Source organism: Streptomyces caeni, assembly GCF_042678285.1.
Taxonomy (GTDB): domain Bacteria; phylum Actinomycetota; class Actinomycetes; order Streptomycetales; family Streptomycetaceae; genus Streptomyces; species Streptomyces caeni.
The window spans coordinates 117517-134007 of sequence record NZ_JBHUDX010000046.1 but is presented as its reverse complement, the minus strand read 5'-3'; the positions used below and the strand labels follow the sequence as shown (position 1 = coordinate 134007).

Below are 16491 nucleotides of genomic sequence, written 5' to 3'. Positions count from 1 at the left end.
TGCTCAGGCCAGTCCGTTTACCAGCCGGAACGCCGAGTCCGCGCGGTAGGGGGAGGTCTGCTGGTACGGGTCCAGACGCAGCTGGAAGTTCTGGTGGCGCAGGAAGCGGCCCGGGTAGTTGACCGACTCCAGAGCAGGAGCAGCAGGCCACGGACGCGTGGCGCGGCGGCGATGGCCGCCGGGTGCGCGGCCGGTGAAACAGTAGTGGACATGACGGGCTTCCAGAACCCGTTTCGGAGAGCGGTTTCCCTGCGCGGCCCGATGGCCAGCGGACCCACTCATGTACGGTCGTACACATCGATGCGTACACTCGTACACATGGACTACGCCTTCCTCACCGGAGCCATCGCCTCCGAAGTCGTCGCGACGTCCGCCATGAAGTACAGCGACGGCTTCAGCAGGCTCTGGCCCTCGCTGGTGACCGTCCTTGGCTACGTCATCTCCTTCGTGCTGCTCGCGCAGGCCCTGAAGACCCTGTCGATCGGCACGGCCTACGCGATCTGGTCCGGCGTCGGCACCGCGACCGTCGCCGCGATCGGCCTGGTGCTCTTCGGCGAGCAACTGGGCTTCGCGAAGATCGCCGGGATAGGGCTGATCATCGGCGGGGTGGTGGTCCTGAACCTCGGAGGCGTGCACTGATGCGTCGGCGCCACGACCCCGCGCGGCGGCAGCGGATCATCGACGCGGCGATCCGGGTCGTGGGGACGAAGGGCATCGCGGGGCTCAGCCACCGCTCCGTCGCCGCCGAGGCCGATGTGCCGCTCGGCTCCACCACGTACCACTTCGCCACTCTCGACGAGCTGATGGTCGCGGCGCTGCGCCAGGTGAACGAGGGCTTCGCCAAGGTACTGGCCGCGAGCGGTGTGCCGCGGGACACGGAGGGCGACCTCGCCGCGGAGCTGGCCCGGGCCCTGGGGGAGTGGCTGGACCGCGACCGCGCCGGCGTCGAGCTCGAGTACGAGCTCTACCTTGCGGCCCTGCGCCGGCCGGCCCTGCGCCCCGTCGCCGCGGAGTGGATCGAGGAGACCGCGACCCGCCTGGCCCGGCGCATCGACCCGGCCACCGCGCGTGCCCTGCTCGCCCTGACGGACGGGATCTGCCTGCAGGTGCTGCTCACGGGCGCGCGGTACGACGAGGAGTACGCACGGGAGATGTTCACGCGGGTGATGGGCGGGTGACGCGACCGGCGCACCTCCGGACGTGGTCAGAACGCCTGTGGGCGATGGGTGGTGTGTCTGCGGGCGGCGGGGCGGTGTCTGCGGGTGACGGGCAACGGGCAACGGGCAGCGCCTGTGGGCGACGGGCACTGCGTCTGCGGCGGCGGGCAGTGCCTGTGGGCGACGGGTGGTGTGTCTGCGGGCGGCGGGCAGTGCCTGTGGGCGATGGGTGGCGCGCCTTCGGCCTCCGGTCTCTGGTTCAGGGCCGGGCCGGGTCCGGACTGTGGCCCGTGGCCCGGAACCGGCCGCCCCTGCCCTGGCTGCGGGCGCCGGGTGCCGTGGCCCGGTACGTGAGACGTCCGGGTACGGGTTCGCCGGAGTGCCCCCGGCCACGTTAGGTTTCCCCCATGACCGACACGACTGCTCCTCGTACCACCGGTGCGGTGGCCGCCGGCCTTGCCACGATCGCCGCCGACGGCACCGTCCTCGACACCTGGTTCCCCACGCCCGGACTGGCCGCCGGGCCCGGACCGTCCGGCACCGAGCGGCTGTCCGCCGAGCGGGCCGTGGAACTGCTCGGCGAGGGCGCGGCGAAGGCGATCGGCCCGGACGCCCGGCGAGGTGTCGAGGTGGTCGCGGTCCGCACGGTCATCGCCTCGCTCGACGACAAGCCGATCGACGCGCACGACGTCTACCTGCGCCTCCACCTGCTCTCGCACCGCCTGGTCAAGCCGCACGGCCAGAACCTGGACGGTATGTTCGGCTTCCTGGCCAACGTGGCCTGGACCTCGCTGGGCCCGGTCGCCGTCGACGACATCGAGACGGTGCGGCTGAACGCCCGCGCCGAGGGTCTGCACCTGCAGGTGACCTCGGTCGACAAGTTCCCGCGCATGACGGACTACGTCGCGCCGAAGGGCGTTCGCATCGCCGACGCGGACCGGGTGCGGCTCGGGGCGCACCTCGCCGAGGGCACCACGGTCATGCACGAGGGCTTCGTGAACTTCAACGCCGGCACGCTCGGCACTTCCATGGTCGAGGGCCGCATCTCCGCGGGCGTCGTGGTCGGTGACGGCTCGGACATCGGCGGCGGAGCCTCCACCATGGGCACGCTCTCCGGCGGCGGCAGCGTGATCATCTCCATCGGCGAGCGCTGCCTCATCGGCGCGGAGGCGGGCGTCGGCATCGCCCTCGGCGACGAGTGCGTCGTCGAGGCCGGCCTGTACGTCACCGCCGGCACCCGGGTCACCCTGCCCGACGGCCAGATCGTCAAGGCCCGCGAGCTCTCCGGCGTCTCCCACATCCTGTTCCGCCGCAACTCGGTCACGGGCGCGGTCGAGGCCCGCCCGAACAACGCGGTCTGGGGCGGTCTGAACGAGGTCCTGCACAGCCACAACTGACCCGGCGGCCCCGCGCGCCGCGGCGAGCGCCCCTCCACGGTCCGAGGACGGTGGGAGGGCGCTCCGGTCGTTCGGGGACCTCGGCTGAACTCGCCAGGTGACCGAAATACTGCCCCCCTGCCCCGAGTGCTCCAGCGAGTACACCTACGAGATGAGTCCCCTCCTGGTCTGCCCGGAGTGCGCGCATGAGTGGGCCCCCGCGCCCCCGGCCACCGAGAGCGCGGCCGAGAGCGGGGTCGTCAAGGACGCGGTGGGCAATGTGCTCGCCGACGGCGACACGGTCACGGCGATCAAGAGCCTCAAGGTCAAGGGCAGCCCCACCGGGATCAAGGCCGGCACCAAGGTGCGCAACATCCGTCTCGTCAGCGGCGTGGACGGCCATGACATCGACTGCAGGATGGATGGGGTCGGCGCCATGCAGCTCAGGTCCGGCGTGGTCAGGAAGGCCTGAACGGAAGCCTGAACGGAAGCCTGACCGGAAGGCATGGCCGGAAGGGGAGCCGGCCTCAGGAGGCCGTGAGGATGATGAGCTGCCCGGTTGCTCGGGTCATCGCGACATAGCGCTCGACCGCTCCTTCGACGCCCTCCCCGAACTCCTCCGGGTCGACGAGGACGACCAGGTCGAAGTCGAGCCCGGCAGTCGCCTCGGGATTGGCGGATTCGGGCCACGCGCGGCCTACGCGTGCCTGGCAGCAGTGCCCGGAGCTGGCACAGACCCACCAAATGCCGCGACGTGCTCGGCGTGACGGCGTTCCGGCTCGGGGACTGAAGGCCCCGCCCATCCGCCACGGGGGAAGCGGACGGACGGGGCCGGTTCACTGCCGCTCGGCAGCGTTTGAGCGGACGCCGACTACGCGACGGCGCGGCCGACGGGCTCGGACGGCCCGGCGGCGTGAGGTGCGGCCTGGTCGGGGGTCCGTCTCGTCGGGCTTCGGAGTCTGGTGACACAAGGGGCGGTGGTTGTGGCGATGCCCCGGGCGGCTGTCCTTGGCCCCCTGTCGCCCGGGGCGGGGCGGCAGGGATCAGCGGTCCTGCCGAGGGGCTCGCGCGAGCAGGACGCGGGCGAGGATCCGCACCGCGTCCGGGTCCGGGCCGACGCGGTCGGCGTGCTCGCGGTGGGCCCAGACGTCCCAGCCGGGCCCGCTGTTGCCCATCTCACGCCCCAGGCACACCGCGTCGTCCGGGTTGCTGATCGGCTCGTCGCAGGCGCGGCACACATGCGACGCGGCGGTCATCGGGGACCGGCCAGCGTTTCGTAGTGGTCCACGAGGGCGGTCAGCGAGCGGGCCAGACGACGCGCGTGGGCGACGGCCCCGCCCGGTGCCGGGCTCGGCGCGGCGGCGAGCTTCCGGCGGGCCTCCCCCGTGCAGGCGAGTGCGCAGTACCTGGGGATGCTGTCCTTCGGGAGCCGCTCGGTGAGTTGCTCGATCTGGGGCATGAGCAGCCCCAGATGCTCACGCAGCAGGCCGGTCAGCCTCTCCAGTTCGTCGGCGGCCGGCGGCAGCGCCTCGGGGGTGGCGTCCGGGTCGAGCAGTCGGTTCGCGGTCTCGCGCATCGCCGCGATGTCCGGCACCCTGGTGCCGCTCTCGGTCTTCGCGGTCCCCGTCACCGGTCACCTCCTGCCCGGTGGATGGGGCAGCGGCAGCGTTCCGGATCGGTACTGAGCGGCTCCAGCGCGGGCTCGTACCCGTGCGGAAGGCTCATCACGGTGCCGCGGTCCTGCGTGACCGAGCCGTGGCGGTCCACTCGGTACACGCGGATGCTCATCTTGACCCTCGGGCGTGCCGGGGTCGTAGTGTTCGTCATGTCGACGTTCCCTCGAAGCGTTGGCCATGACCCCAGCGCCGGTCGCGCGGTCGCCGGGGTCCGTCGGGCTCTCCCGATGGCGTTCACGCGGTGGCCGTCGTGCTACGGCATCCACACGTGGCGATCTGCCACATGCGAGTGCTGCCACGGTCCACGGCGTGTCCTGCCGTGCGTAGGATCTTGTTGACGGCCCCGCAGTCGATGCAGGCTTCACCACGCGGCCGGACGATGCTCGCAAGCTCGTCGATCATCGCGGGCGCGAACGGAAGTGCGTCGGCCATCCCCATTCCCATCTGCTGGTTCCTGCGCGTGCGACAGATGGTGGGGGCGAAGGAAGGCCACAAGTACCCCGGCGAGGGGTAGTTGAGGCGATTCGCTCAGGTGGCGGCGCACCACTCGGCGAAGTTGGTGAGGCTCTCCGCGTCGGCGCGTTTCAGCCGCCGCAGCGTGGCGGCGTCCTCACGGACCCATGGGTGTTCGCGGGTGTGCTGGGGAGCGATCCGGCGGGCGGCTTTCAGCGACTCGAAGGCGTCGTCCGCGAGCCCGAACCACATTTGCGCACGGGCCAGTTCGATGTAGAAGCCGCTGCGGCGTTCGGCAGGCAAGCCCTTGGGCGGTCTCCAGTCGCGGGCGAGGCCGATGACTCTGCCGACGTGCTCGTCACCGAGGCTGACAGCCACGGACACCTCGTGGATGCGCACGGTGTCGGGCCCGAACGCTGTGCCGCAGTACACGTTCTCAGCTACCTGGTCGGCGAGTGCGCGTGCCTCGTTCAGGTGGGCGGTGGCGGCCACAGCATCGCGTGCCCGGCCGGCGATAACTGCGGCTCGCATGTGAAGTGCGCCTCGCGCCGCGATCTGCGGGGCCGTGTCAGGGGCGGGTGAGGCGTCCAGGGCCTGTTCCAGGGCGCGTAGACCGGGAGCGTGGGCGCGTGCGGCGAAGAACGTCTCGGTTCGTACGTAGGCGACGGATGCGGTCAGGAGCGGATCACCGGTCTCTGGGACGGCCCAGCGCATGAGTTCGATCAGGCGGGCGGACAGGTCGTGGGCGCCGAACTTGTAGGCCACGGCATCAGCCGCGCGGTATGCCTTGACCAGGAGTCCGGCCAGTTCGCCTCGTCTTCCGGTGGAAGCTTGGTGGTAGGCGCGGGCGAGTTCGGCCAGTAGGTCGGGCAGGTTGCGCACGATGAGCGTGTACTGGGCGGCCAGTCGCCATCGAGCGGCCTCGGCAATGGTCGCCCGGAGTTCGTGGAGGGGGCGGATCGGGTTGTCGTCGGGGATGTCGTAGGCGGCGATCGCGGCGGAAAGTGCCGGCAACGCGTCGTGGACGCGGGTATGGGCCGGGCCGCGGTCCGTTCGGAGTCGGATGGGGTCGACGCCGAGGGCATCCGCGATGGCTTCGAGGGTGGAATCGCCGACGCCACGCTCGCCGCGCTCGATCTTGCGGATGGTGCCGAGCGCGACGCAGGCCGCCTCGGCGAGCTGCTGCTGCGTCATCTTCGGGCGAACGGCACTGCGGTAGTAGGCGATTCGGCTGCCTACTCCGTCCTTGGTGCGTGCGGGCATAGTGGCTCCAGTTCCGTGCGTCCACTTCGAAACGTACCCGCTTCGACACGCTGCGTGTGTAGCTGAACGACCCCACTATGTCCGGCTGGTGGGGCCGTTCCATGTCCAGCTCAGGCTCCGACAATCTCGGTGAGCTGGGTGAGGCTGTCGATCCGCCAGTCCACTGCCGCCGCCACCTCCGGGTCGTCCGCCCACAGGTGTCCCCACGGTCCGCGGCGGATGTGTGCCACGCGCAGTCCGGCTGTTTTCGCCGGGAAGACGTCGTTCGCCGGGTGGTCACCGACGTACAGGGTCTCGTCCGGAGCTGCCTGGGACACTTCCAGCACACGGCGGAAGAACTCCGGCTGGGGCTTCGCCACCCCCCAGTCTTCGGAGGTCACGACCAGGTCCGCCGGGAGGCCCAGGTCTCGAAGCAGCTCGCCCGCGCGGGATGTCTGGTTGCCTGCGACGATGACGCGCATGCCGGCTCTTCGCAGTGCCGAGAGCGCCGGACGTACGTCGTCATACAGGTCGCTCTCCTCGATCCGCTCGCCGAGGCCGGCGGCTTCGCGGGCGTGATACTCGGCGGCGATATCGATGCCGGGTCGAGCGAGGCGCACGGCGTCCGCGTTGTCACGGCCTTGGGCGACGACAGCTCCCACGAGGGCAGAGAGGGTGTGGCGAGGGACGCCAAGCCAATCAGCCCAGGCCGCCCAGTAGCGATCGTCCCGGGTAATGGTCTCGCCGACGTCCAGCACGACGGTCTCAATCACTCTGGGAGCCTACGGTGTCCGCGCGAGAGCCCAACGGCCCTTCTCCAGTTCTTCCGGCGTGGCGCGCAGTTCACCGGCCCGTGATCACCGCCGCCCGGTCAGGTCCTCGTACACCGAGAGCAGTTCGTCGACCGTCTTGGCGTCCGCGGGCCGCAGCGGCGGGCGGACCGGGCCGGACGGCAGGCCGAGCCTGCCGAGCAGGCCCTTCGCGGTCACCGTGCCCGGCAGGCCGGACGCCGTCATCGACTCGATGAGCGGCAGGGCCCGTTGCTGAAGACGGGCGGCCTCGGCCGTCCTGCCCGCGTCGAACGCGTCGAGGATCGCCCGGAACCGGCGTGGCGCCACGTTGGCGACCGTGCTGACGCAACCGGCGCCGCCGACCGCGTACAGGGCGAGCACCTCCTCGTCGCAACCCGCGTAGTACGCCAACTCCGTGCGCGCCAGCACCTTCTGGGTGCCGAGCAGGTCGTACGCGCAGTCCTTGACCGCCACGATCCGCGGGTGCTCCGCGAGCCGGATCATCGTCGCGGGCTCGATGCGGGTGCCGGTGCGGCCGGGGATGTCGTACAGCACGAGCGGCAGCCCGGAGGCGTCGGCGACCGCGCGGAAGTGGGCCTCGACGGCGTCCTGCGGGGGCCGGCTGTAGTACGGCGTGACCACCAGCAGACCGTCCGCGCCCGCCTTCTCGGCCGCGAGCGCCAACTCCACGGTGTGCCGGGTGTCCGGTGTGCCGACACCCGCCACGATCGACGCCCGTCCGCCGACCGCCTCGCGTACCGCCCGCACCAGTGCCTCCTTCTCGGCGTCCGTCGTGGTGGGCGATTCACCGGTGGTGCCGGAGAGCACCAGGCCGTCGCAGCCCTCGGCCACCAGCAGGTCGGCGAGCCGCTGCGCGCCGTCGAGGTCCAGTGCTCCGTCGTCGGTGAAGGGCGTGATCATCGCGCACAGGGCGCGGCCGAAGGGAGGGGAGGCGGGGGTCGTTGTCGTCATGGCGGTAGTCTCCGGCGCCTCATTGTGTAGCTCCACTTAATTCTTCTTCACGATATCCATTAGGGATGCTGTGACGTGGCGCGCCCCCACCGAAAGCTTAACTGTCCTGGACAGAAAAAGTTTTCGGTGGGAGGGTGGAGTCATGTTGGACGTGACCGTGATCGAGGACCCCGAGGCCGCAGCCGTCTCACTCGACCCCGTACGGGCCCGGCTGCTCGCCGAGCTGGCGGCCGGGCCCGCGTCGGCCGCCATGCTGGCCGGACGCGTCGGGCAGCCCCGGCAGAAGGTGAACTACCACCTCAAGGCCCTGGAGCGGCACGGCCTGGTCGAGCTGGCCGGCGAGCGCCGCAAGGGCAACGTCACCGAGCGCCTGATGCGGGCCACCGCCGCCTCGTACGTGATCAGCCCGCTCGCGCTCGCCTCCGTGCAGCCCGACCCGGACCGCTTCCGCGACCAGCTCTCCGCGCGCTGGCTGCTCGCCCTGGGCGCCCGGCTGGTGCGGGAGGTCGGCTCGCTCGTCACCGGCGCGGCGAAGGCCCGCAGGCGGCTCGCGACATTCGCGCTCGACGGCGAGGTGCGCTTCGCCTCCGCGGCCGACCGGGCCGCGTTCGTCCAGGAGCTCACGGCGGGCCTCAGTGCCCTGATACGCAAGTACGACGCTCCGGAAACCGAGGGTGGCCGCGACCACCGGATCGTCGTGGCCGTCCACCCCACTCTCAAGCCGTCGGCTGCCGGACCCGAGGACGCGCTGTCGCCGGCCGCCGAGCCGAACCCACCGACCGACACCCCCACTTGACGCGCAGGAGCCCATCATGTCCAAGGAATTCGAGATCGTCCGCGAGTTCGAGGCCGACGCCACTCCGGAACAGGTCTGGGAGGCCGTCACCAGCGGCACCGGCGGCTGGCTGTGGCCGATGGACGCCCCCGAGCCGCGCGAGGGCGGCAAGGGGCCCTTCGGATCCACCGTCACGGCGTGGGACCCGCCGCACCGGTACACCAACCGCGTCGAGAGCGTCGAAGGCATCCACGGGCAGAGCCTCAACCAGCTCGATCACACCATCGAACCGCGCCAGGGCGGCCGACGCGCCTGGGTGCGGTACGTGCACAGCGGGATCTTCGTCGACGACTGGGACAACCAGTACGACGGTGCGAGCAAGCACACCGACTTCTACCTGCACACCCTGCGCGAGTACCTCACGCACTTCGCGCCCCGGCCGGTCGCCTTCGCGACCCTGAACGGCCCCGAGGCGTCCACGGCGGCCGACGCCCTCGACGCGGTGGTGCGGGCGCTCGGGATCGAGGAGGACGCCGTCGCGGGCTCCGCCGTGGAGGTGCGGGGTCCGCAGGGCCGCCTCTTCGACGCCGTGCTCGACTACCGCAACCCGTACTTCGCAGGACTGCGCACCGACGACGCCCTCATCCGCTTCTTCGGGCGCAACCACTGGGGCGCCCCGGTCGGCATCAGCGTCCACGACTTCGCGCCCGGCGCCGACGCGAAGGCGGACGAGGCCGCCTGGCAGGGCTGGCTGGACGAGGTCTTCTCCTGACCCGGCGTACCCATGGGACGAGCCCGGCCCCCGGACGACGGGGCCGGGCTCGTCGGCACGGGGCCGGCGGCCGCGTGGGGGCTACGGCCGGAACCGCAGCACCTGCGGGTCGTGGTCGCTGATCTGGTCGTGGAACTCCGAGTTGATGTGCACGCTGTCGTAGTCGACGTCGCAGCCGCGGCGGATCGAGGGGCTGACCAGGATCTGGTCCAGGACCTGGCTGTTGCCCTGGTAGTCGTACGTGTACCGCTCGCTCTTGCGCAGCGACTTGATCGCCGACCACAGCTCGCCGTCGCCCTCGAGGATCTTCGCGGTGTCGGAGAACTCGAAGTCGTTGATGTCGCCGAGCGCGATGACGTCGGCGTTCTTCTGCGTGTCCAGGATGTCCTCGACGAAGGCGTGCACCTCGGCCGCCTGGAGGTGGCGCTGGGTCTCCGAGCCGCGCGTCGGCGGCTGGTACTGGGCGTGCAGCGCCTGGTCGCCGCCCTTCGAGGCGAAGTGGTTGGCGATCACGAAGACCGTCCGGCCGCGGAAGACGAACTCTCCGACGAGCGGCTTGCGGCTGTCCTTCCAGGCCTCGCCGGCCGGGTCGATGCGGCCGGGGGACACCGTCAGCCGCGCCTTGCCGTGTACCTCGGTGACACCCACGGCGGTCGTCGAGTCGCCGCCCGGGCGGTCGGTGAAGGAGACCCGCTGCGGGTTGAACAGGAAGACCTGGCGGATGTTGCCGCCCGGCTGGCCGCCGTCCTGGTCGTTGACCGGGTCGATGGAGCGCCAGTCGTAGTGCGGGCCGCCCGCCGCGACGATGGCGTCGATGAGCTTGTCCACCGTCTGGGAGGCGTCGACCGTGCCGTCGTCCGTCGCCCCGTTGTTGTCCTGGATCTCCTCCAGGGACACGATGTCCGGCGACTGCAGGTTGTTCACGATCGCGGAGGCGTGGGCCTCGAAGGTGGAGTCGGACGGGTCCAGGTTCTCTACGTTGTACGTCGCCACGGCCAGCTCCCCGCGACCCTGCTTGCGAGTGGTCTCCCGCTGCAGGCCGCCGCTCTTCAGGGCGCCGATCTCCGTGGCGTCGAGGGTGTAGCCGCCGTACTGGTTGTAGTCCAGCGGGCCGGTGGTCGTGCCGGTGAGCGTGTCGCCGACGTCCGCCGTCGGGAAGTCCGCGGCCGGGCCCAGCGACTGGATCTGCAGCCGGCCGGTGTTCTGGGAGCGGTAGGAGCCGTAGACCGTGCCGCCACGGCGGTTGGCGTGCTCGTGCGGCTTCACCGTGACCCACAGCTCGCTGTACCGGTTGCTGGCGGTGACCACGCGGGCATCGGCGACCTGGACGTTCATGCCCTCCAGGGACTCGTAGTAGTCCAGGGCGTACGTCGCCGGCTCCAGGGTGAGACCGTTGATCGAGCCGTTCGCCGCCGTGTCGCCCGCCGGGGCGTACTCGGCCGGCACGGTCTGCGCGTCGATGACGACGGGCGCCGGGACCGGGTTGCCGCCGGAGAGCACCGTCACCGTCGGCCTGGTGATCTCCGTGACCGACTGATTGCCGGACGAGGTGCCGCCGGGGACGTACTCCGAGACGGTGCCCGTCACCGTGACCGAGTCGCCGACGGCGGTCTTCGGGGCGGAACCTGTGAAGACGAAGATTCCCTCACTGGTCGCGGGGTCGTCGTCCGGGGTCGGGTCCTGGATCCAGAACCCCTTGGATGAGCCGTAGGCCCGTACGCCCGTCACGATTCCGGCCACGTCCGTGACCTTCTGGCCCGCGAGCGGCGACAGGCGCGTGGTGCCCTGGATGTCATGGATGCGCACGGAGTCCGCGTGTGCCGGGGTGGTGAGGACCACGCCGGACACGGTCGAGCAGACGGCGGCGACGGTGAGCGCGGCGAGGCGCGCAGTGGACTTTCTCGGCAACGGGATCCCTCCGGGGACATGCGTGGGCGCCGGGACGAGGGTGGAGCGTGGAACTGCGCAGCCGTGACCGGTGGGGCAGTGGCGACGCGCGTAGAAGGCGGAGGCGTCGGTGAACAACTGTCCGCCGACTTCTACGCGCGTCAATCTCCTGCCTGGTCAGGGCAGTTGTCAAGGTTTCAGCCATGTACAGCGGCCGAAGGGGAGATGAACCGGGCGGCATGGGTGGAAATCCGTCTAGGCTGAGCCGTGTGTTTCGGGGCGCCCCTCGGTCACTACATACGTCTCAAGGAGACCCTGCCGATGTCAGACAGCTCCCCCTTGCCGCCGGTCCGGCTGCGCTCAGAAGCGGAGCTCGCGCGGGACGCGCTCGCCACGCCCCTGCTCTCCCGCGCCGCCCGGCTGGCCCGCTGGGCCGGCCCGGACACACGGGTCGGCACCGCGGGCGAACTGGTCGAGGAGCAACTGCCCGCCGCGGCCGAGGTCCTCGGGCTGGCCGGCGAGGACGCCGCCGCCCTCGCGAGCGAGGCATGGCGGGTCGCCGTCGACACCGGCCTGGTGGAGATCGCCGACGAGGAGGAGGGGACGGTCACCGCGGGCGCCGACCTCGCCCTGCTCACCTCCGGAAGCCCGCACGACGTGCTCCGCGTATGGCTCGACGCGCTGGAGACCACGCTGGCCGACGCGAGCGTGCCCGACCTCGGCGACCTCGTCGACGCCATGGACGGGGGCGGCGAGATCGACTTCTCCTCCCTCGACTGGGACCCCGACGCGGAGGCGGACTTCCTCGACGGGGTCCTCGGAAACCTCTATGTGCTGACGGTCGGCGAGCAGGGTCCCGGCGACAGCCCGGTGCCGCTGCCCGCCCTCGCCGCGTCGGTCATCGTGCCCGACGACATGGGCGAGCCGACGAACGAGGTCCTGGAACAGGTGTCGGACGCGATGATGCGGCTCGACGACCAGTTCCGGGTTCTCGAACCGATCGGGCTCGTCGACTTCCAGCCCGTCGACGAGGCGCTGTTGACCGATGACGGTGAGGAACCCGCGGCACCCGTCGACGAGACGGACGTCACCCGGTACGGGATGGTGCGGCTGACCCCGCTCGGGCTGTTCGGGATGCGGACCCGGCTGCTGGAGGCCGGGATGACCGCGCCCGCGGTGGGCGAACTGGCGGACAAGGGCGCCGACGTGCTGCTCGACGGTACGTCCGCCTTTCCGCCCGCTGCGGCGCAGGCCGAGACGGAGCAGTGGCTGGCGCGCCGCGAACCGCTCGCGGCGGCACGTGAGTTGCTCGCGGCGGCACGCGGCTCGGACGCCGGGGCGCCGCTGCGCCGGCTGCGCTGCCAGCAGGCGCTCTCCCTGGTGGGAGCGGACGCGGAGCCGGCCCTGCGCGAGGTCCTGGACGACGCGGAACTGGGGGGCCTGGCACGGGTCTGGCTCACCGAGCGCGGTGCGGCCCAGGTGCCCGCGCCGCCCGAGTCGATGGTCTTCTGGCTGACCATCGACACGGTGGCCGCGCAACTGGCCGCCGAGGGCAACTCGGTGGAACTGCAGGCGCTGGTGGAGGGCCTCGCGGCGCAGCACCGCGGTTTCTTCACCACGGCGTGGCGGGTGGATCACCCCGCCACCCCGGAGGTCCTGGAGGCGATGGGGCGCCTGCACCCGGACAAGAAGGTCGCCAAGGAAGCACGGAAGGCGGCGTTCAAGGCCCGTTCCCAGCAAGGTGGTTGAGGTGCGGCCGGTGACGCGGACCGGTACGCCGCGGCCCGCGCCGCGCCGCGCCGTCCGGTGGCCCGGACCCGGACCCGGATCCGTGCCACCGGACGGCGCCGTCCCCTCAGGAGACGGACCGCTCCACGGGAATCCACAGCTCGGCGTCCGCCCGGGCCCCGTCCCCTGACAGGCGTACCCGCAGGATCTCGGGCCCCGGCACGGTCCGGTACGGATTCGACGGGAACCACTGCGTGAACACGTCCCGCCACAGATGCTGGAGCGACTGGGGGAACGGGCCGGAGTTCTCGAAGACGGCCCACGTCCCCGCCGGAACCGGAAGGACATCCATGCCTTCGGGCGCCTCGGCGCGCGTCACCGCACCGTGGTAGTAGTCGAGTTCGGTCCCCTCCGCCCGGCTCGGGTCGAGCCCGTCGCTCACCGCGACGATCCCCTCCGGCTCCTGGTCGGACAACGCCGCGATACACCGCAGCGTCTCCGCGTCGATGCCCCGGACGAACTCGGCGATGGCCGGGTTGACGCCCTCATGGAGGAGTGGGACGCGGGCCTTCCTCCCGACCACGCGGAACTCCCCTTTGTCCGCGATCCTGTAGCGCATGCTGCTGCTCCCTTCCACGATGAGCCGGAAGGACATCCGCGGCTGGGACTGCAGAGCCGCACCGGTCCGCCGTGCCTCCCCCGGGCCCACACCGTGCACGGCGCGGAACGCACGGGCGAACGCCTCCCCCGACCCGTAGCCGTAGCGCGTCGCGATGTCCAGCAGGGTCCGCTCACCGGCCAGCACCTCGGCGCCCGCCACCGTCAGCCGCCTGCGCCGGACGTACTCCGACAGCGGGATGCCCGCCAGGGCGGAGAACAGCCTGCGGAAGTGGTACTCCGATGTCATCGCGATGCGCGCGAGATCGGTCACGTCGATCGGCCGGTCGAGGTACGACTCGATGTGCTCCATGGCCTGGTTCAGCCGCTCCAGCACCCCGGTCTCCTTCCCTTTCGACCACCCACCGTAGGAAGATCCCACCCGCCGGACCCGACTTCCTGTGCCCGGCGTGGTCGGGTCCGGTGAGAGCCCGCGGCGGCACGGCGTGACGGATGCGCGGAACGGCGCCCTCGTGCGTCGGGCCCCGTTCAACCCGCCTTCATACGGGGGAGGGCCGTATGCGCGCAACGAGGCCCGCGTCCACCCGGACTCGCTCCCCTTCCCCAGGAGACGGGATGTCGCTCACCCGCCGGGACTTCGCCGGACGGGCTCGTCGACCTGGTCTCGCGCGGGGAGGCCGACCGGGGCTCCACGGTCCTCTACGCCCGTCTCGGGGGCAGCCCGCGCTGAACGCGTACAGCGCGCTCTTCCGGGTCGGGCAGCGGTCCGGCAGCGGTCCGTGCAGGTCAGGCAGCGGTCCTGCTCCTGCCGGGGGCTCTCGGTCCGGCGGTGCCGTGCGCACGGGGGGAGGTGATCGCGAAGGCCGACACCAGCAGGGCGGCCAGCGCGATCAGGCAGCCGACACCGAACGCGCGGGACGAGCCCTCGGTGAGGATCCCCGCCGGGGTGCCGGTCGCGTGCCGGGACGCCGTGCCGAAGACCGTGACCAGGACGGACAGACCGAGGGTGCCGCCGAGCCACTGCAGGGTCTGCAGCAGACCGGAGGCGGCGCCGGCCTCGTCCCGACGGACACCGGCGAGGATGGTCGCGTTGAGCGGCATGAAGCTCAGCCCGACGCCGAGGCCCATCAGCAGCAGCGGGCCGAGCAGCCCGGTGGCGTACCCGTCGCCGGGGCGCAGCCGCCACAGCCATCCGGTCGCCACGACGACCAGTGTCATGCCGGTCAGCAGCACCGGCTTGGCGCCGAGGCGCGCCAGCAGCCGCGGCACGAGGCGGACGGTCGTGAACATCATCAGGGTCATCGGCAGGAAGGCGAATCCCGCGCGCAACGGGCTGTAGTGCAGGGCCTGCTGGCTGATCAGGGTGAGGAAGTAGAACGCCCCGAACATGCCCGCGGGCAGCAGCAGAACGCCCGTACAGCCGCCCGCGCGGTTGCGGTCCGCCAACAGACGCAGCGGCATGATCGGCTGACCGGCCCGGGACTCGATCAGGACGAAGCCCGTGAGCATGGCCGCCGCCGTGCCGAAGGCGAGCTGTGCCTGGGTGTCGCTCCAGCCCTGATCCGAGACGCGGATGAACGCGTGGACGAGCGAGGCCGTGCCGACCGTTCCGGTGAGGGCGCCCGCGGCGTCGAACCGGCCCGTGTGACGCGGGGTTTCGGTGACGAAGCGGAAAAGGGCCAGGGCCACCGCGGCACCGATCGGCACGTTGATCAGCAAGGCCCAGTGCCAGGATGCCCAGGAGGTCAGCATGCCGCCGAGCACGAGGCCGACGGAGGCGCCGATGCCGGCCATGGACGAGTAGGCGCTCAGGGCCTGGTGCCGGCGCGGCCCCTCGGGGAAGTGGGTGGTGATCAGGGCGAGGGTGCTGGGCGCGATCAGGGCGGCGCCGACGCCCTGGAGCGCGCGGGCCGTCAGCAGCCAGGCGCTCTCGGTGGCGAGGCCGCCCAGGAGGGAGGAGAGGGCGAAGAGCAACACCCCGGCGGTGAGGGTGCGGCGGCGGCCGACGATGTCCCCGACCCGCCCGCCGAGCAGCAGCAGTCCGCCGAAGGCGAGGCTGTAGGAGTTGAGCACCCAGGACAGGCCGGTGCGGCTGAAGCCGAGGTCCTGTTGGATGTCGGGCAGGGCGACGTTGACGACGGTCGAGTCGACGCCGACCATCAGGTAGGCGGTGACGACGACGAAGAGGACGGTGCCGGGTCTGGCGGATTGCTGAGGTGCGGACGGCGCGTAGGTGGTCGTGGACAGTGCGGACGGGGTGGACATGGAGTTCTCCCGGTCTGGCGTCCCCGGGCACGATGGATGCGGGCAGCACGGAGGAACGGTGTGTGGGCGGCGCGAGCCGCCCGCGGAAGCAACCGGGGACTGTCTCCGTTTAGTGCCCGACAAGATACGGAGATGGTCCCCGGTTCGCAAGGAGTGTCTGGATGCCGCAGGTCAAGCCCATGCGAGCGGACGCCCGTCGCAACTACGAGCGGCTGCTGAGGGCGGCGGCCGCCGCGTTCGCCGAGTACGGTGAGAACGCGTCGCTCGATGACATCGCCAAGCGCGCGGGGGTCGGCTCCGGCACGCTCTACCGCCACTTCCCGACGCGCCAGGCGCTGCTGGAGGCGGCCTACGTCGACCGGATCGAGGCGATCGCCGCGCGGGCGGACGAGATCGCGAAGGAGCTTCCGCCGGGTGAGGCGCTGGTGGAATGGCTCAACGAGCTGTGCGCCGGAACGATCCAGGTGCGCGGCCTCAAGGCACTGCTGGGATCGGCCGTCACGGACGGCAGCTCGGCGGCCGTCACGGCCTGCGGCACATGCATGAAGGAGGCCGCCACGCGGCTGGTCGAGGCCGCGCAGCGGGAGGGGGACCTGCGGGCGGACGTCGAGCCGATCGAGATCCTCCGGCTGGCCCACGGGGTGGCGACGGCGTCCGAACTCGCCGATGGCGAGGGCAGGCACATTCGCCGCTATCTGTCGCTGCTGACGGAGGGGCTGCGGCCGTAGGGCCGAGGCCCCAGGGCCGCGCACCCGAGGGCCCGGGCCCGGTGCGCCCGC

At 71.5% G+C, this 16491-nt stretch carries 18 protein-coding genes and 1 pseudogene; 9 read left to right on the top strand and 10 right to left on the bottom strand.

All coding sequences use genetic code 11. From position 1 onward, the window contains the following. Nucleotides 1-3 precede the first annotated feature (3 nt). Entirely contained in the window at nt 4-282 is a 279-nt protein-coding gene (locus ACFSL4_RS16820) for an AbfB domain-containing protein (RefSeq protein WP_381083295.1), read from the bottom strand. Nucleotides 283-318: 36 nt separating this feature from the next. On the opposite strand from ACFSL4_RS16820, the gene ACFSL4_RS16815 reads away from it, so the two are divergent. The 4 genes from ACFSL4_RS16815 (at nt 319) to ACFSL4_RS16800 (ending at nt 3005) form a co-directional block, all read left to right on the top strand. Next, nucleotides 319-639: a DMT family transporter gene (locus tag ACFSL4_RS16815; RefSeq protein ID WP_381083293.1), complete on the top strand. Its 321-nt coding sequence runs from the start codon at nt 319-321 to the stop codon at nt 637-639. Next, nucleotides 639-1178 (top strand): TetR/AcrR family transcriptional regulator, encoded by a 540-nt coding sequence (locus ACFSL4_RS16810; RefSeq protein WP_381083291.1) that lies wholly within the window; start codon nt 639-641, stop codon nt 1176-1178. Before ACFSL4_RS16815 ends, ACFSL4_RS16810 begins: the two co-directional genes overlap by 1 nt. 386 nt (nt 1179-1564) lie before the next feature. Then, nucleotides 1565-2554 carry a 2,3,4,5-tetrahydropyridine-2,6-dicarboxylate N-succinyltransferase gene (dapD, locus tag ACFSL4_RS16805; protein WP_381083289.1) on the top strand — a complete coding sequence of 330 codons (990 nt, stop codon included), beginning with the start codon at nt 1565-1567 and terminating at the stop codon, nt 2552-2554. A gap of 97 nt (nt 2555-2651) precedes the next feature. After that, nucleotides 2652-3005, top strand: a complete 354-nt coding sequence (locus ACFSL4_RS16800) for a zinc ribbon domain-containing protein YjdM (protein WP_381083287.1) — start codon at nt 2652-2654, stop codon at nt 3003-3005. 571 nt (nt 3006-3576) lie between these two features. On the opposite strand, the gene ACFSL4_RS16795 is transcribed toward ACFSL4_RS16800, so the two are convergent. The 6 genes from ACFSL4_RS16795 to dapA form a co-directional block, all read right to left on the bottom strand. After that, on the bottom strand, nt 3577-3789 hold the full coding sequence (locus tag ACFSL4_RS16795; RefSeq protein WP_381083285.1) for a hypothetical protein: 213 nt from the start codon (nt 3787-3789) through the stop codon (nt 3577-3579). Next, nucleotides 3786-4163 (bottom strand): DUF6415 family natural product biosynthesis protein, encoded by a 378-nt coding sequence (locus ACFSL4_RS16790; RefSeq protein ID WP_381083283.1) that lies wholly within the window; start codon nt 4161-4163, stop codon nt 3786-3788. Before ACFSL4_RS16790 ends, ACFSL4_RS16795 begins: the two co-directional genes overlap by 4 nt. Continuing rightward, a complete protein-coding gene (locus ACFSL4_RS16785) occupies nt 4160-4360 on the bottom strand; it encodes a hypothetical protein (RefSeq protein WP_381083281.1) in 201 nt (66 codons plus the stop codon). The genes ACFSL4_RS16790 and ACFSL4_RS16785 overlap by 4 nt, the downstream gene beginning before the upstream one ends. Before the next feature lie 377 nt (nt 4361-4737). Continuing rightward, nucleotides 4738-5925, bottom strand: coding sequence for a helix-turn-helix domain-containing protein (locus ACFSL4_RS16780; RefSeq protein ID WP_381083279.1), 1188 nt, complete (start codon nt 5923-5925; stop codon nt 4738-4740). A 110-nt stretch (nt 5926-6035) separates the two neighbouring features. Then, the gene (locus ACFSL4_RS16775; protein ID WP_381083277.1) at nt 6036-6677 is read right to left on the bottom strand and encodes an HAD family hydrolase; all 642 of its coding nucleotides are present in this window, start codon (nt 6675-6677) and stop codon (nt 6036-6038) included. A gap of 84 nt (nt 6678-6761) precedes the next feature. Next, nucleotides 6762-7667, bottom strand: a complete 906-nt coding sequence (dapA, locus tag ACFSL4_RS16770) for a 4-hydroxy-tetrahydrodipicolinate synthase (RefSeq protein WP_381083275.1) — start codon at nt 7665-7667, stop codon at nt 6762-6764. A 142-nt stretch (nt 7668-7809) separates the two neighbouring features. On the opposite strand from dapA, the gene ACFSL4_RS16765 reads away from it, so the two are divergent. Both ACFSL4_RS16765 and ACFSL4_RS16760 read left to right on the top strand, forming a co-directional pair. Next, nucleotides 7810-8463 carry an ArsR/SmtB family transcription factor gene (locus tag ACFSL4_RS16765; RefSeq protein ID WP_381083273.1) on the top strand — a complete coding sequence of 218 codons (654 nt, stop codon included), beginning with the start codon at nt 7810-7812 and terminating at the stop codon, nt 8461-8463. Nucleotides 8464-8479: 16 nt separating this feature from the next. After that, nucleotides 8480-9214 (top strand): SRPBCC family protein, encoded by a 735-nt coding sequence (locus ACFSL4_RS16760; protein WP_381083271.1) that lies wholly within the window; start codon nt 8480-8482, stop codon nt 9212-9214. Between the two features lie 81 nt (nt 9215-9295). Here ACFSL4_RS16760 and ACFSL4_RS16755 read toward each other — a convergent pair whose 3' ends face one another. After that, nucleotides 9296-11122: an endonuclease/exonuclease/phosphatase family protein gene (locus tag ACFSL4_RS16755; RefSeq protein ID WP_381083423.1), complete on the bottom strand. Its 1827-nt coding sequence runs from the start codon at nt 11120-11122 to the stop codon at nt 9296-9298. Between the two features lie 300 nt (nt 11123-11422). Between ACFSL4_RS16755 and ACFSL4_RS16750 the strand changes: the two genes are divergently transcribed. Continuing rightward, nucleotides 11423-12850: a hypothetical protein gene (locus ACFSL4_RS16750; RefSeq protein WP_381083269.1), complete on the top strand. Its 1428-nt coding sequence runs from the start codon at nt 11423-11425 to the stop codon at nt 12848-12850. A gap of 106 nt (nt 12851-12956) precedes the next feature. On the opposite strand, the gene ACFSL4_RS16745 is transcribed toward ACFSL4_RS16750, so the two are convergent. Then, nucleotides 12957-13823: an AraC family transcriptional regulator gene (locus ACFSL4_RS16745; protein WP_381083267.1), complete on the bottom strand. Its 867-nt coding sequence runs from the start codon at nt 13821-13823 to the stop codon at nt 12957-12959. A gap of 255 nt (nt 13824-14078) precedes the next feature. On the opposite strand from ACFSL4_RS16745, the pseudogene ACFSL4_RS16740 reads away from it, so the two are divergent. Beyond that, nucleotides 14079-14197: pseudogene (locus ACFSL4_RS16740) on the top strand (1-aminocyclopropane-1-carboxylate deaminase); the annotation flags it as partial. 36 nt (nt 14198-14233) lie between these two features. On the opposite strand, the gene ACFSL4_RS16735 reads toward ACFSL4_RS16740, so the two are convergent. Further along, the gene (locus ACFSL4_RS16735; RefSeq protein ID WP_381083265.1) at nt 14234-15712 is read right to left on the bottom strand and encodes an MFS transporter; all 1479 of its coding nucleotides are present in this window, start codon (nt 15710-15712) and stop codon (nt 14234-14236) included. Nucleotides 15713-15873: 161 nt separating this feature from the next. Here ACFSL4_RS16735 and ACFSL4_RS16730 point away from each other — a divergent pair, with 161 nt between their 5' ends. Next, a complete protein-coding gene (locus ACFSL4_RS16730; RefSeq protein ID WP_381083263.1) occupies nt 15874-16440 on the top strand; it encodes a TetR/AcrR family transcriptional regulator in 567 nt (188 codons plus the stop codon). Nucleotides 16441-16491 lie beyond the last annotated feature (51 nt).